Origin of the sequence: Flavobacterium sp. CS20, from assembly GCF_018080005.1 — a bacterium.
Classification (GTDB): domain Bacteria; phylum Bacteroidota; class Bacteroidia; order Flavobacteriales; family Flavobacteriaceae; genus Psychroflexus.
In genome coordinates this window covers 1,490,194-1,504,884 of record NZ_CP073015.1, presented here as the reverse complement: position 1 = coordinate 1,504,884, position 14,691 = coordinate 1,490,194, and the positions used below count along the sequence as shown (strand labels likewise).

Annotated in this window: 11 protein-coding genes and 1 pseudogene; 8 read left to right on the top strand and 4 right to left on the bottom strand. The window is 33.6% G+C overall.

What is annotated here, in order from left to right; translation table 11 throughout:
* Positions 1–45 precede the first annotated feature (45 nt).
* Positions 46–306: pseudogene (locus IGB25_RS15520) on the top strand (hypothetical protein); the annotation flags it as partial.
* Complete coding sequence (locus IGB25_RS07090; protein ID WP_211066774.1) at positions 303–1,325, top strand: hypothetical protein; 1,023 nt, start codon at positions 303–305, stop codon at positions 1,323–1,325. The pseudogene IGB25_RS15520 and the gene IGB25_RS07090, both read left to right, overlap by 4 nt.
* Before the next feature lie 4 nt (positions 1,326–1,329).
* On the opposite strand, the gene IGB25_RS07085 is transcribed toward IGB25_RS07090, so the two are convergent.
* From IGB25_RS07085 to IGB25_RS07070, 4 genes are all read right to left on the bottom strand, one after another.
* Positions 1,330–2,601, bottom strand: coding sequence for an adenylosuccinate synthase (locus tag IGB25_RS07085; protein ID WP_211066773.1), 1,272 nt, complete (start codon positions 2,599–2,601; stop codon positions 1,330–1,332).
* Positions 2,601–3,068, bottom strand: a complete 468-nt coding sequence (locus IGB25_RS07080) for a Fur family transcriptional regulator (protein WP_211066772.1) — start codon at positions 3,066–3,068, stop codon at positions 2,601–2,603. The genes IGB25_RS07085 and IGB25_RS07080 overlap by 1 nt, the downstream gene beginning before the upstream one ends.
* 17 nt (positions 3,069–3,085) lie before the next feature.
* Complete coding sequence (locus IGB25_RS07075) at positions 3,086–5,302, bottom strand: bifunctional (p)ppGpp synthetase/guanosine-3',5'-bis(diphosphate) 3'-pyrophosphohydrolase (RefSeq protein ID WP_211066771.1); 2,217 nt, start codon at positions 5,300–5,302, stop codon at positions 3,086–3,088.
* 160 nt (positions 5,303–5,462) lie between these two features.
* Positions 5,463–7,238 (bottom strand): glycoside hydrolase family 15 protein, encoded by a 1,776-nt coding sequence (locus tag IGB25_RS07070; RefSeq protein WP_211066770.1) that lies wholly within the window; start codon positions 7,236–7,238, stop codon positions 5,463–5,465.
* A gap of 83 nt (positions 7,239–7,321) precedes the next feature.
* Between IGB25_RS07070 and IGB25_RS07065 the strand changes: the two genes are divergently transcribed.
* From IGB25_RS07065 to IGB25_RS07040, 6 genes are all read left to right on the top strand, one after another.
* On the top strand, positions 7,322–9,526 hold the full coding sequence (locus tag IGB25_RS07065; RefSeq protein ID WP_211066769.1) for a bifunctional alpha,alpha-trehalose-phosphate synthase (UDP-forming)/trehalose-phosphatase: 2,205 nt from the start codon (positions 7,322–7,324) through the stop codon (positions 9,524–9,526).
* A 176-nt stretch (positions 9,527–9,702) separates the two neighbouring features.
* The gene (locus tag IGB25_RS07060; RefSeq protein ID WP_211066768.1) at positions 9,703–10,842 is read left to right on the top strand and encodes an ABC transporter substrate-binding protein; all 1,140 of its coding nucleotides are present in this window, start codon (positions 9,703–9,705) and stop codon (positions 10,840–10,842) included.
* Positions 10,839–11,864 (top strand): iron ABC transporter permease, encoded by a 1,026-nt coding sequence (locus IGB25_RS07055; protein ID WP_211066767.1) that lies wholly within the window; start codon positions 10,839–10,841, stop codon positions 11,862–11,864. The genes IGB25_RS07060 and IGB25_RS07055 overlap by 4 nt, the downstream gene beginning before the upstream one ends.
* Before the next feature lie 2 nt (positions 11,865–11,866).
* Positions 11,867–12,637, top strand: a complete 771-nt coding sequence (locus tag IGB25_RS07050; RefSeq protein WP_211066766.1) for an ABC transporter ATP-binding protein — start codon at positions 11,867–11,869, stop codon at positions 12,635–12,637.
* Positions 12,638–12,952: 315 nt separating this feature from the next.
* Positions 12,953–13,849: an ABC transporter ATP-binding protein gene (locus tag IGB25_RS07045; RefSeq protein ID WP_211066765.1), complete on the top strand. Its 897-nt coding sequence runs from the start codon at positions 12,953–12,955 to the stop codon at positions 13,847–13,849.
* A gap of 6 nt (positions 13,850–13,855) precedes the next feature.
* The gene (locus IGB25_RS07040) at positions 13,856–14,674 is read left to right on the top strand and encodes an ABC transporter permease (protein ID WP_211066764.1); all 819 of its coding nucleotides are present in this window, start codon (positions 13,856–13,858) and stop codon (positions 14,672–14,674) included.
* The last annotated feature ends 17 nt before the right edge of the window (positions 14,675–14,691 follow it).

The following is a 14,691-nucleotide window of genomic DNA, read 5'->3' as shown; positions in this document are numbered from 1 at the left end:
ACTAAATTAGATTGGCTTTTTATAAGTTGATCCGTTTATTTTTATAATTTGATCCATATTTGGAGTTCTAAAAGATTGGCTTTTTATGCGGCACTTATCTTAGCAACTTCGTTCTATATTATCGTTATTAGATTTGAAGCTCCTTCAGATATTTATACACATGCCACAATGCTTATAGGGTTTTATTATTTACTGAATAATCATCCAATGATAAAATGGCAAAATGTATTATTAGGAGCTATTTTCTTTGGTTTATCTATTTTGTCAAAAAGCCAATTGGATCATATACTCTGTTTCTGCCGATGATTTTAGCATATTATTTCAGTTTTAAAGTTAAGTTTAAATCTCATTGGTATAAAGTTTTAAGCTTTTTAATCTTAGGTGTTGCAATTGGTGGAAGCTGGTATCTCTATGTGCGATTTGCCGATCCACAAACTTTAAAAGATATAGCAGAAACTGAAACCCAAAATTGGACAGATTATCACACACGTCCATTTTATTATTATTGGAGCTTTTTTATTCAATCAGGTATTTGGACGATTCCAGCTTTGGTAAGTTTGGCATATCCATATTTTAAATCAAAATTAAAACACAAAACGATTTATAAGTTTTCTTTTTTGTGGACTGTGATAGCTATAATTTTATTGTCTGTTGTGCCTGAAAAGAAACCTCGGTATCTCGTTCCAGTTTTGATTCCGCTTGCACTTAATACAGCAATGGTGTTGCAATATTTATTTAATAATAAGAAAAACATTATTTCTAAAATTGTTCATTATTCTCATTATTCAATTTTAGGAATTGTTTGTATTGCAATTTTGGCTTTACCTTTGATTATTAAAACTCATACTTCTTCTTTTTGGTTACTTTATATCATTTTGAGTTTAACGAGCTTGAGTATTGCTTACTTTATTTTTTATAATTTAAAACGAAAACAATTCGAAAAACTGTTTTGGGCTAATATATTTTTAATTTTAATGATTACTTTAATCGGACAAAGCGGTGTGTTTTTATTTAAACAAAATGACAATTACAATCCCTTAGAAGCCAGTAAACTTCAAAATGCCGATTTACCTAAATTCTACTATGAATACTTAGAACCTGAAATAATATGGGAATTTGGTGAGAATACAATAAAGATAGATCCAAATCAATTACCTGAAAAAGATTTTCAATTATTAGTTTCGGGAAATTTAGTGAATCAATTTGAAAGCAAATTTCCAGACATAGCAAAACAAGCTAGAATTCAAGTTTTTGATAGAAATTATTACCGAACTGGCGATAGAAAACGGAAACGTTTTATCATTTATGTTTACACCATCAAATAAAACTTTACCTTAAAATAGTCTCCTTTCTGTCTGGACCTACTGAAATAATTTTAATATTGACATCTACAAAGTCTTCAATAAAGGCGATGTAATCTTTAAGGTTCTGTGGAAGTTCATCAAAAGTTTTAACTTGAGTAATATCTTCTTCCCAACCTTTAAAATTTTTGTAAATCGGTTTTAAATCTTCGGCACTCAGATTGTATGGTAAATGTGAAATTTCTTTGCCATTATAGTGATAAGCAGTGCAAACTTTTAAATTTTTAAATCCGCTCAATACATCGGCTTTCATCATCATTAAGTCTGTGACGCCATTGACTTCAACAGCATATTTCAGAGCGATTAAGTCAAGCCAGCCACATCGACGAGCTCTCCCTGTAGTAGCTCCAAATTCGTGACCTATTTTTGCCATTTGTTTACCGTTTTTATCAAACAACTCCGTGGGAAACGGACCACTACCTACACGTGTAGTATAAGCTTTAAAAATACCAAACACTTTTTGAATTCTGTTTGGTGCTATGCCAAGCCCTGTGCAAGCTCCAGCGACAGTTGTGTTTGATGAGGTTACAAAAGGATAAGTGCCAAAATCAATATCTAACAACGAACCTTGTGCTCCTTCTGCCAAAATACTTTTGTTGCTTTTGATGGCTTGAAATAAATATTCTTCAGAATCGATAAATTGAAGGGTTCTAATTTTTTCTACGGCTTCAAAAAATTCACTTTCCAATTCATTTAAATCGTATTGCACATCAACGTTGTAAAATTTTATCATAGCCTGGTGTTTATCAGCCAATTGGCGATACTTGTCTTGCCAGTCATCAAACTCTAAATCGCCCACACGAATACCATTTCGCCCTGTCTTGTCCATATAAGTTGGACCAATACCTTTTAGAGTAGAACCGATTTTGGCTTTGCCTTTAGCGGTTTCTGAAGCGACATCCAACAAACGATGCGTTGGCAAAATGAGATGTGCTTTTCTTGAAATCAGTAGAGATTTGGTGTAATCTACATCATATTTGTCAAGACCTTCAAGTTCTTTTTTGAAAATTACAGGATCTATCACCACGCCATTACCAACGACATTAATAGCTTTAGGATGAAAAATTCCTGATGGAATGGTGTGTAACACGTGTTTGATGCCGTTAAATTCTATGGTATGTCCTGCATTTGGACCACCTTGAAATCTAGCGATAATGTCATATTGTTTGGTGAGATAATCAACGATTTTGCCTTTGCCTTCATCGCCCCATTGTAGGCCAAGTAGTAAGTCTATTGTCATTATGAATTGTCCTTTGGTTGATTGCGTTTGCCATAAAAATATAGCGTGTGTTTATCTATACTGATGTCAAACACTTCTTCTATTGTTTTTTTGATGGATTCTATACGTGGGTCACAAAATTCTATAACTTCATTAGTATCTGAAAGAATGACGTGGTCGTGCTGTTTGTCAAAATAAGATTTTTCGTATTGGGCTTGTGTGCTACCAAACTGGTGTTTTCTCACTAAACCACAATCGAGTAATAAGTCTATAGTGTTATAAAGTGTAGCTCGACTGACGCGATAGTTTTTATTCTTCATCGTGATATACAACGACTCGATATCAAAATGATTTTGATTTTCATAGATTTCTTGTAAAATGGCAAAGCGTTCAGGAGTTTTGCGGTGTTTGTTTTCTTCCAAATATTTGGTAAACACATTTTTAACAATGGCCTGATTGTTTTGTTCTACATTTTTCAAATTTTCCATAATTGCAAATTTAAGCTTTATTCACGGCTTACTTTATCAATTCCATCTATTTTTTTTAGTTTGTCAATCAATTGATTAAGAATTTTTTTGTTTTTAATGGTTACGGTTATTTCACCATTAAAGATGCCGTGTTTACTTGAAAAGTTCAAATTTTTCATATTGACATTCAAACTTTTTGAGATTAAATCGGTAACTTGACTGACAAGACCAAGATTGTCAATACCAGACAGTTTGAGTTTGGCATTAAAATCTTCTTCGGTTGAGTCTATCCACTTGGCTTTTAGGATGCGATAGGCGTAATTGCTTTGCAGTTGTATGGCATTTGGGCAATCTTTTTTATGAACTTTTATACCGTCATTTACTGTCAAAAAACCAAAAACATCATCGCCAGGGATAGGATTACAACATTTGGCAAGCGTGTAATCAAAGGTTTCTTCGTCATCGCCAAACACCAATTGATCAAAATTAGATGAAATTTCATCATCATTAATTTCTTTATTTTGGGGCTTAGACTGCCGTCTGATTTTTGATTTAAAAAAGGAAACTAAAGCATTGTTTTTCTGGGATGCAAAATCTTTGAGTTCTTTATTATCAATAGTGCCTTTGCCTACGCGGTAAAACAAATCTAAACTGGTTTTTAGCTTAAAGTGATTGACCAGTTCATTGACGGTTTTCTCGTTGAGCTGAATTTTTTGTGAGCGCAATTTTCGTTTAAGAATTTCTTTGCCTTCTTCAGCAATTTGTTTTTTGGTTTCTTTTAAGGCTGTTTTGATTTTAGAACGTGCTCGTGCTGTGGTTACAAAATCAAGCCAGTTGGCCGTAGGTTTGGCATTTGGAGAAGTAATGACTTCAACTTGGTCTCCACTTTTTAGCTTATGGCTTAAAGGGGTAAGTTTGCCATTGACTTTCGTGCCACGAGTTGTCAAGCCAACATCGGTATGAATGTGAAATGCAAAATCTAAAGCTGTTGCACCTTTAGGCAAGGATTTTAAATCACCTTGTGGTGTAAATACAAAAATTTCTTTGGCATATAGGTTGAGTTTAAAATGTTCAACAAAATCAACAGCGTTGGTTGTGTTGTTTTCTAAAGCCTCTTGTAGTCTTGACAACCATTGGTCTAAACCGTGGTCTATATTTTTATCACCATGTTTGTATTTATAATGAGCGGCATATCCTTTTTCGGCAATTTCGTTCATGCGTTCACTGCGGATTTGCACTTCAACCCATTGACCTTTTGGTCCCATGACGGTGATGTGCAAAGCTTCGTATCCCGTTGACTTAGGTGAAGAAATCCAATCCCGCAATCGGGTAGGATTGGGTCTAAAGAAGTCGGTAACGATAGAATAAATTTTCCACGCCAAAAACTTTTCGTTAGCCAAGTCAGATTTGTAAATAATTCTTATGGCAAACTTGTCATAGACTTCATCAAAGTCGATGTTTTGAGCCACTATTTTTTTGCGGATAGAATAGATAGACTTGGGTCGCCCTTTGATTTCGTAGTTCAATCCTTCTTTGTCTAAAGCTTCAGAAATGATATTGCTAAAGTCTCTAATATATTGGTCTTGTTCTTCTTTACTTTCTTTTATTTTGTTAGCAATATCTTGATAAACTTCAGGTTCAGTGTATTTTAAACTTAAATCTTCAAGCTCTGTTTTAATGTTATAAAGCCCGATTCGGTGGGCGAGTGGTGCATAAATATATAAAGTTTCAGAGGCAATTTTGACTTGTTTATCGGGTCGCATAGCATCCATCGTTTGCATGTTGTGTAAACGGTCAGCAATTTTTATGATAATGACGCGGATGTCGTCATTTAAAGTGAGCAACATTTTTCTAAAATTCTCAGCTTGGAGTGAAATGTCTCCATCTTTTTTTAGGCTTGAAATTTTTGTGAGACCGTCCACGATTTTTGCTACAGTTTCACCAAAGAGTTGTTCGATATCTGCAAGAGAATATTCGGTATCTTCAACCACGTCGTGAAGGAGAGCGACGATGATTGAAGTGGCATCTAATCCAATTTCAGAAGCTACGATTTGTGCTACGGCTATAGGGTGAAAAATATAAGCTTCACCAGACTTTCTACGCTGATCTTTATGAGCTTCTAAGGCAATTTCAAAAGCTTTTCTGATTTGGGTTTTATCGTTTTTGCTCAACGATCGATAGCTGATACGCAAAAGCTTTTTGTATTGCTTGGCAATTTCTTTATTTTCTTTGTCGATGTATTCTTCTGTTAGCATAAAACTAAATTAGAAAATTTTAGTTATATGTCAATCATTTCAAGACTTTTTTATGACTTTATTGATTAAATAAGTTTTGAGTAAAAATTAAAAATGCTTCAAGAGAAATCAGAAAAAGAATAATATTGTAGCCATTCGTGCATTCGTGGCTTAAATATTCTTAATTCAAAACTTTCTCAAAATTCATCGCCGTTTCAATCAATGCCAAGTGAGAATAAGCTTGTGGAAAATTACCGAGCAAACGCTTGGTTTTGAAATCAATATCTTCACTAAATAAGCCGAGATGATTGGAGTAGCTGAGTAAAGTTTTAAATTGTTTTAAAGCTTCTTGAGTTTTGCCAATTTTATTTAAACTATTGATATACCAAAAAGTGCAAATCGTGAAAGAGGATTTGGGAATACCAAAATCATCTTTGTTTTTATAGCGATAAAGCAGACCATCATAGGTTAATTTTTGACCGATGGCTTCCACAGTTTTAATAAACTTAGGGTGTTTAGCATCGATAAATCCATAAGTTTCCATAAGCAAAACCGAAGCATCTAAATCTTCTGAATCATAAGATTGGGTAAAGGCTTGAGCGTTTTCATTCCATGATTGTTTAAGAATATCGGCTTTAATGTCTTGTTCTAATTTTTCCCATTGGTAAAGTTTTGAATTTTTACCGAGCATTTTTGATACTTTTATAGCTCTATCAATGGCAACCCAGCACAAGACTTTTGAAAATGTAAAATGTCTATCGCCTTGTCTAAATTCCCAAATACCTTTATCGGGTTCTTTCGAGTGTTGTTTAACAACCCAAGCTATACCTTTTGTAATTGCCCAGAGTTCTTCTTTGTTTTCTACATCACAATTGAATTTAAGCAGTTCTTGATAAATCACATCCATCAAAATACCATAAATATCATTTTGCTTTTGTTGGTAAGCGGCATTTCCAGTTCTAACGGGTTTTGAATTTTCGTAACCAGATAAGTGATCTAAAATATGTTCGGTCAGTTTTTTTTCTTTGTTGATACCATACATAATTTGAAGTTTTTCATTTTTATCAGGAATCAAATCTATCACAAACTGTAAATAGCGTTTTGCCATACGCTGATGACCTAATTGAGATATCACCTTCACAACCATAGACGCATCTCTTATCCAACAAAACCTGTAATCCCAATTTCGCACTTCACCGATGGTCTCAGGAAGCGACGTGGTGGTCTTTGCTAAAATGGCACCACTTTTGTCGTAGCTCAATAATTTTAGCGTTAAGGCACTTCTTAAAACTTCATTTTTAAAATGATTAAAATGCAGGGTTTTTTGACACCAATCTAACCAATACACTTTAGTTTTTTCATATTCTAAAGTTACACTGTCAAGGTTAGGAAGATCAATTTTTTCGTTATAACTCAATACACAAAAGACATTATCCGTTAGTATGATTGGCTCAGCATTGATGATTTTTTTGTGGTCTAAATTTGTGTATAAAAACAACGAGTCAAAATGCTCTTCATCTTTGATCAGTCCCACAATAAAATCTTTTTTATCAAAAATCAAGGTTTCGCCTTTGGCATATTCTAATCGGGGTTGAAAATCTATTACAACCTTGGGTTGACCGTACAAAATTCTGATATACCTTATAAATTCTGGCGGTGCATGATATTCCTGATTAGCCTTTTGGTATCGTGGTAAAAAATCTAAAACTTCAAACCCAGCATCGTCATTTTTAAATTGTGTTTTTAGCACACAGGTATTCTTGATGTAATACTGATTAATTTCATATTCATCGGAATTTAAAAATCCAAAATGTCCACCTTTGTCTTTGTCGAGAAGTTTTGCGAAAACTGAAGCAGAGTCAAATTCAGGTAAACAACACCAATCTACTGATGCAGTTTTTGAAATCAAAGCGACTGAGCGACAATTGCCTATAATGCCATAATCAAGATTGTTCATAAAAAAATAATTAGATTTTGTGAGCTATATAAAATTGTTTTGCTAAATTAATAGAAAATTTATCGATAAAACAAAGTGTTCCCATGAATAAAACAATAATTGTTTCAAATCGCTTACCACTTCAAGTTAAACTCACCGATAGTAGTATAAAAGTCATCCCAAGCGTTGGTGGATTAGCAACAGGAATGAAATCAGTTCATCGCGATAGCAACGGCGTATGGGTTGGTTGGACTGGTCTAACCGATGAAGCAATAGATGAAAACATACAGAAACAGGTTGATATAGCTGTTAAAAAAGAGCAATGTGTTGGTGTTAATCTTACCGAAGATGATATCCAAAACTATTATTATGGATTTAGCAATCGCACCTTGTGGTCTTTGTTTCATTACTTTTTAGAATACACCGAATACGACAAACATGCTTGGGAAAGTTATAAACGCGTCAATGAAAAATTTGCCAAAGTGGTTTTAAATCAAATTGAAGATGGCGATAAAGTTTGGATACATGATTACCAATTGTTGTTATTGCCACAACTTATTAAAGCCGAAAAACCTGATGTATCAATTGGATTTTTTCTGCATATTCCGTTTCCGTCTTACGAAATTTTTAGAACTTTTCCTAAGCGTGGCGAACTATTAGAAGGTATGCTTGGTGCAGATTTGATCGGGTTTCATACCTATGATTATGAGCGACACTTTTTGAGTTCAGTGAAAAGAATTGCTAATAAGGAAGTCAAGTTTAACAAAATCACACATAATAATAGAATCATTAAAGTCGATTCGTTTCCTATGGGAATTGACTACAAAAAATTTGAAAAAGCGACTTTAGACAATCAAGAACAAAATAAACGTCAAAAAACAGAAATTCAAAGACGACTTGATGAGCATTTAAGTCAAAGTAAATCTACAAAAATGGTCTTATCTATAGACCGATTAGATTATACCAAGGGAATTCCAAATCGGATACGGTCTTTTGAATATTTTCTTAAAAAATATCCGCAATACAGAGAAAAAATTCGTTTGATCATGTTAGCTGTGCCATCGCGATCTCAAGTTCCACAATATCAGAAATTAAAAAGAGAAACCGATGAGTTGGTCGGTCGGATCAATGGTCAGTTTTCAACAGTAAGTTGGACACCTATTTGGTATTTTTTTAGAAGTATGCCTTTTGAAAACTTGATTGATCTCTACACCTCTTCAGATGTAGCTTTAATCACTTTGATTCGAGATGGTATGAATCTAGTGGCTAAGGAATATGTAGCCACACGAACCCGAAAAGATGGGGTTTTGGTATTAAGTGAAATGGCTGGTGCATCTATAGAAATGAGTGAAGCTTTACTCATCAATCCTTTTAATTTTGAAGAAATAGCAGACACGCTAAAAAAAGCATTAGAAATGCCAATTGAAGAACAAAGAGAACGCATGACTAGTCTTCAAAAACGAATTTCGCGTTACAGTGTTGAAAAATGGGCAGAAGAATTTATGAATGATTTAGAATCCTTACAAAATGTAAGTCAATATATCAAAGCAGACAAACTCACAGAATCAAAGCAATCAAAAATAATCAAAGACGTAAAACAATCTAAAAACACACTTTTGCTTTTAGATTACGATGGAACTTTAGTAAATTTTACTCAAAAACCAGAAGAAGCTAAGCCTGATAAAGAATTGTTTAGATTGTTAGAAAGCATAGACAAAAATCCAAAGATAGAAATCTGCATCATTAGTGGTCGAGATAAGGAAACCTTAGGCAAATGGTTTGCTCATACCAATTATCGCTTGATATCAGATCACGGCGTTTTTTATAGAAATAATAATGAATGGAATGCATTAGAAATTCTTAAAAATGATTGGATGGCCGATGTAATCCCTATACTTGAAACTTTTGTCGATAGAACACCACGGTCAAGCTTAGAAAAAAAATCTTTTTCACTTGCCTGGCATTATCGAAATTCTGACTTAGAAATGGCTGAAAAACGCGTTGTTGAAATCAATACCGTTTTGACAAGTTTGATTTCAAATACTGATTTAACCATTATGCACGGCAATAAAGTTTTGGAAATAAAAAGCAGTAAAGCCAATAAAGGTCAAGCGGTTTTACATATTTTGGATGAGAAAAAATTTGATAGCATTATTGCAATTGGCGACGATTGGACGGATGAATATATGTTTGAAGATTTACCCGAAACAGCACATACCATAAAAGTAGGTCTAAAAAAAACCAATGCCAAATATTATCTCAATAAAGTAGAAGATGTGAGGTCTTTTTTGAAAAATCTGACAGTCTAAATTTTTAAACTACAAATTGTTAGGTTTCTTTATAAATCATATACTTTCACCACAATTTCAGTTTAATGTGAAACCACGTTAATATTAATAATTCTACTTTTGTCTTCACAACACAAATCATTATTAGATATTTGAATAAAAAATTTAATTTGCTAAAATTTAATTGATATTAGGTTATGAAATTAATAATAAATATTCTGATTGCCTTAACAATAATGTCTTGCCATAACAAAAAAGAAACAACTCAAGTTCAAAAAGAACAAACCACAGATAAAGTTAAAATAGAATATGCCAAGGCATTTGAAGTAGAAAGTCATAAGGATTATTATATCTTAAAAGTTACTCAAGCATGGTCAGAAGCGACTAAAGATTATACATACTTGCTTCACAAACGCGGGCATAATAGTCCTGAAAATATTGATTATGATGTATTGTTAGAAATTCCAATAAAAAGTTTGGTTGTTACATCAACAACTCACATTCCTTCTTTAGAGAATTTAGGGGTGTTAAATAGTTTAGTTGGTTTTGCTGACACCGATTATGTATCTTCAGCATCTGCACGTCAATTGATCGACAAAGGCAAAATTAAAGATGTAGGTCAAAATCAAAGTTTGAACACCGAATTACTAATAAATCTAAAACCCGAAGCCATTGTAAGTTTTGCTGTGAAAGGTGAAAACAAGACCTTGTCTAGCCTTAAAAAATTTGGTATTCCCGTTTTATACAATGCCGATTGGGTAGAGCAACATCCTTTAGGCAAAGCCGAATGGATTAAGTTTTTTGGATTACTTTTTGATAAATACGAAAAAGCGAATCATATTTTTAAAGAGATAAAACGAGAATACAACAATGCCAAAACTCTCGCTCAAAGAGTTCATACACAACCAAGTGTAATATCTGGAGCCTTATGGAAAGACCAATGGTATCTTCCAGCTGGTGAAAGTTGGCAAGCTCAGATTATTAAAGATGCCAATGCCAAATATTTATATTCAGACACAAAAGGTAGTGGAAGTTTATCTTTAGCTTTTGAAAGCGTATTAAATCAATCTCAAAATGCAGATTTTTGGATTGCTCCAGCACAATACATCTCATACAAACAAATGCTTGATAGTCAACCGCATTACAAAAAATTTAAAGCTTTTAAAAATCAAAATATCTATACATTTGCCAAACAGAAAGGACAGACTGGTGGTGTTTTGTATTATGAGCTTGCACCAAACAGACCTGATTGGGTTTTAAAAGATTTGATAAAGATTTTTCACCCACAACTATTGCCTGAATATGACACCCATTTTTTTAAACCTTTAAATCCGTGAAAAAAATTCCTAGAATTATTTTAGGCTTTTTGTTGATACTGATATTTTTATGCTTAGTAAATATCAGTTTAGGCTCTGTAGCTATTCCTTTAAACGACATTTTTAAAGCTGTTTTTACTGGTCAGAGTTCAAATGAAACTTGGACTTATATCGTTTTAAATTATCGTTTGCCTAAGGCTATTACTGCTATTGTTATTGGTTCTGGCTTAGGTATTAGCGGATTGCTCATGCAGACATTTTTTAGAAATCCACTTGCTGGTCCATATGTTTTAGGTTTAAGTAGTGGAGCAGGACTTGGTGTGGCTTTGCTCATAATGGGTAGCGGTTTATTTGGCATAGGATTTAGTGGGTCTGTTTGGTTCAGTAAAACTGCACTTATTTTAGCATCAAGTCTGGGAAGCGTATTGGTGATGATAGCCATTTTACTAACTTCTGCAAAAATTAAAGACAGCATGGCACTTTTGATTATAGGTTTAATGTTTGCTAGTCTAACAGGAGCTGTGGTGAATGTATTATCCTATTTTAGCACATCTGATGAGTTACAACAATTTGTGTTTTGGTCATTGGGAAGTCTTGGCGATTTGTCTTGGGTGGAAGTCAGTATTTTGAGTGTTTTTTGGTTGATAGGCTTATTGCTTTGTTTGTTTTTAGTCAAGCCTTTAGATGCGTTGTTGATCGGTGAGTCTTATGCTAAAAGCTTAGGCGTCAATATTAGAAGCTTGCGTTATGCAACTGTAATAACCACTTGTCTTTTAACAGGTAGCATCACTGCATTTGCAGGTCCAATTGCTTTTGTGGGTTTAGCTATACCTCATTTAATTAGACTTGTTTTTAAGACAAATAAACACCTTATAATGCTACCAGCTGTTTCAATTGGTGGAGCCATGGTTATGCTGATATGTGATAGTATTTCTCAGTCGCCAGGCTTAGACAACACAATACCTATCAATGCTGTTACATCTTTGTTTGGTGCACCTATTGTGATTTGGTTAATTATGCGTTCCAGACAACTTAATTTTTAGTTATGCGATTAGAAACTCAAAATATTAGCATAGGCTACCAGAAACCAAAATTAGAAGTGGCACAATCTATTAATATTGAGATTAAAGATTCAAATTTAACTGCTGTAATTGGTGTAAATGGGTCTGGCAAATCAACATTGATCAAAAGCTTGTCTAAGCTTCTACCTATTTGTGAAGGAAAAATATTGCTCAATGGAAAAGATTTTAATAATCTTAGTAACAATGAAATAGCCAAACAAATCAGTGTTGTTTTGACTAAAGAACCTTTACCACAACATTTAAGTGTTTTAGACTTTGTGGCATTAGGAAGACAGCCTTACACCAATTGGTTAGGCTTGCATAAAATTGAAGACAAGAGCCACATCATAAAATCATTAAAACAAGTTGGTTTATACGCTATAAAAGATAGATCATGCATGTCTTTAAGTGATGGGCAACTCCAAAAGGCTTTGATAGCAAGAGCGATAGCTCAAAACACTCCGCTAATTATTCTCGATGAACCAACGTCACATCTTGATATGTATCATAAAGCTTTGATATTGAATTTGCTTAAAACAATAAGTCAAGACCATCAAAAGTCTGTAGTTTTTGCAACACATGAAATAAATTTGGCTTTACAACTTTGTGACTCGATTGTTTTAATTAAAGATAAAAAAGTGGTTCAAGATTCTCCCCAATCTTTGATTGACAGTGGGTTACTTCATCAATTATTTCCACGAGATTTAATTAGATTTGATGAAGATGCAAAACTATTTAAAATGAATTCGATTTAAATTTGCCTAAATTTTGTGGAAAGCTATAAATAAAATATATTTGCAAACCGAATTTAGAACCAACTCAAAAGTACTCGTGGCGCAACTGAATAGCGCATCTGATTACGGCTCAGAAGGTTGCAGGTTTGAATCCTGCCGAGGTCACTTTTTTAATGTTAAGCCTTTGATTTTTAAGGGCTTTTTTGTTTGTGATTTCAGCATAAGCCCATAAATATCTCTCGTTTACAACGAGTGCATACAACGCAATCTTTACTATTTCTAAAACATTACTGTAACAAATCCTTAGTAAACCCGTCGTATAACTAAAACCAATCTATGCCAGAAACAATACTCGAACTCAAAAACCTCACGAAAAGATTTGGCAAATCCACTGCGGTTTCCGATTTAAGCTTTACCATCGAAAAAGGAAATGTTTACGGTATTCTCGGCCCTAATGGAAGTGGAAAATCAACTACACTTGGAATGGTGCTCAACGTAATCAATGTTACTTCAGGATCGTTTGAGTGGTTTTCAGACACAATGGATACGCACGAGGCTTTAAAAAAAGTAGGTGCCATTATTGAAAGCCCCAACTTTTATCCCAATATGTCGGCTTTAGACAACTTGAAATTGGTGTGTAAAATTAAAGAAATAGAAGAAAGCAATATCGAAAATGTGTTACAAACGGTTGATCTTCTCGACAGGAAACACGACCATTTTAGAACCTACTCTTTGGGTATGAAACAACGTCTCGCCATTGCTTCGGCCTTGCTCAACAATCCTGAAATATTAATTCTTGATGAACCGACCAATGGTCTTGACCCCAAAGGGATTCATCAAATCAGAGAAATTATCAAAAAAATTGCTGGAGACGGCACAACAATTCTTTTAGCTTCACATCTTTTAGACGAAGTTGAAAAAATTTGCACCCACGTTGTTGTTATAAGACAAGGCAAAAAACTATACGCTGGTCGAGTTGACGAGATGAATGCGTCTTTTGGCTATATTGAAACTTCTGTTGAAACGCTCGGCGAGTTTGCAAAATTCTTAGAAAGTCTTGATTTTATTGATAAATTTGATAAAATAGAACACAACCAAATCAGGATATTTTTGAATAAAGATTTTTCAGCGGGCGAGTTCAATAAATTGTGTTTTGAAAAAGGATTTGTGCTGACACATCTCGTCAAACGCAAAGAAAGTCTTGAAGAACAATTTTTAAAACTTACAAATTAAAATCTTATGCTACGACTTATCAATATAGAGCTTTTTAAACTCAGACATAGCCGTTCAGCTAAAATTATGACTATTCTTTATTTTAGTTTGTTTCTTTCAGCGGCATTATTATCAACCATTAAATTCCGCTTTGGATCGATTAATTTTAGATTGGCAGATCAAGGCATTTATAATTTTCCTTACACTTGGCATTTTATGAGTTTTTTTGTGGCTTTTCTCAAAATTATATTAGCCATTGTGATCGTTTCTATGATGTCTAGTGAATATACCAACAGAACGCTCAAACAAAACTTGATAGACGGATTAAGTAAAAAAGAATTTATTTTATCTAAGTTTTATGTATCCGTTTTGTATGCCTTGTGCTCAACTGTGCTTTTATTCATCGTAACTTTAGTTTTAGGTTTGATATTTTCAGATTATGATGAGTTTCATATTATCTTTTCGGGTTTAGAATATATTGGAGGTTATTTTGTCAAATTACTTGGATTTTTCTCTTTGTGTTTATTTCTAGGTTTGCTTATCAAGCGTTCGGCCTTTGCTTTAGGTTTTTTATTTGTATTATGGATTTTTGAAGGCATATTTAGTGCGATTGTAAGCAAAACAAGCTTTGATTTTATTAGCGATTATACACCATTGAACGCCATGTGGAATCTTATTCCTGAACCGATTACAAGATTAGATATTATCAATTCTGCGACTAAGCAACTGAATACTGAAATTATGCAAGATTATAGTGTGAGTATTGTTAGTGTAATCACGGTTTTAGCTTGGACATTTTTATGCGTTTTTGGTTCGTATAGATTGCTGAAGAAAAGAGATTTGTAAATAAATCTTATATCTTT

Coding starts and splice junctions, on each gene's coding strand:
- IGB25_RS07090 (WP_211066774.1), top strand. CDS start 303: ATGATTTTAGCATATTATTTCAGTTTTAAAGTTAAGTTTAAATCTCAT.
- IGB25_RS07085 (WP_211066773.1), bottom strand. CDS start 2,601: ATGACAATAGACTTACTACTTGGCCTACAATGGGGCGATGAAGGCAAA.
- IGB25_RS07080 (WP_211066772.1), bottom strand. CDS start 3,068: ATGGAAAATTTGAAAAATGTAGAACAAAACAATCAGGCCATTGTTAAA.
- IGB25_RS07075 (WP_211066771.1), bottom strand. CDS start 5,302: ATGCTAACAGAAGAATACATCGACAAAGAAAATAAAGAAATTGCCAAG.
- IGB25_RS07070 (WP_211066770.1), bottom strand. CDS start 7,238: ATGAACAATCTTGATTATGGCATTATAGGCAATTGTCGCTCAGTCGCT.
- IGB25_RS07065 (WP_211066769.1), top strand. CDS start 7,322: ATGAATAAAACAATAATTGTTTCAAATCGCTTACCACTTCAAGTTAAA.
- IGB25_RS07060 (WP_211066768.1), top strand. CDS start 9,703: ATGAAATTAATAATAAATATTCTGATTGCCTTAACAATAATGTCTTGC.
- IGB25_RS07050 (WP_211066766.1), top strand. CDS start 11,867: ATGCGATTAGAAACTCAAAATATTAGCATAGGCTACCAGAAACCAAAA.
- IGB25_RS07045 (WP_211066765.1), top strand. CDS start 12,953: ATGCCAGAAACAATACTCGAACTCAAAAACCTCACGAAAAGATTTGGC.
- IGB25_RS07040 (WP_211066764.1), top strand. CDS start 13,856: ATGCTACGACTTATCAATATAGAGCTTTTTAAACTCAGACATAGCCGT.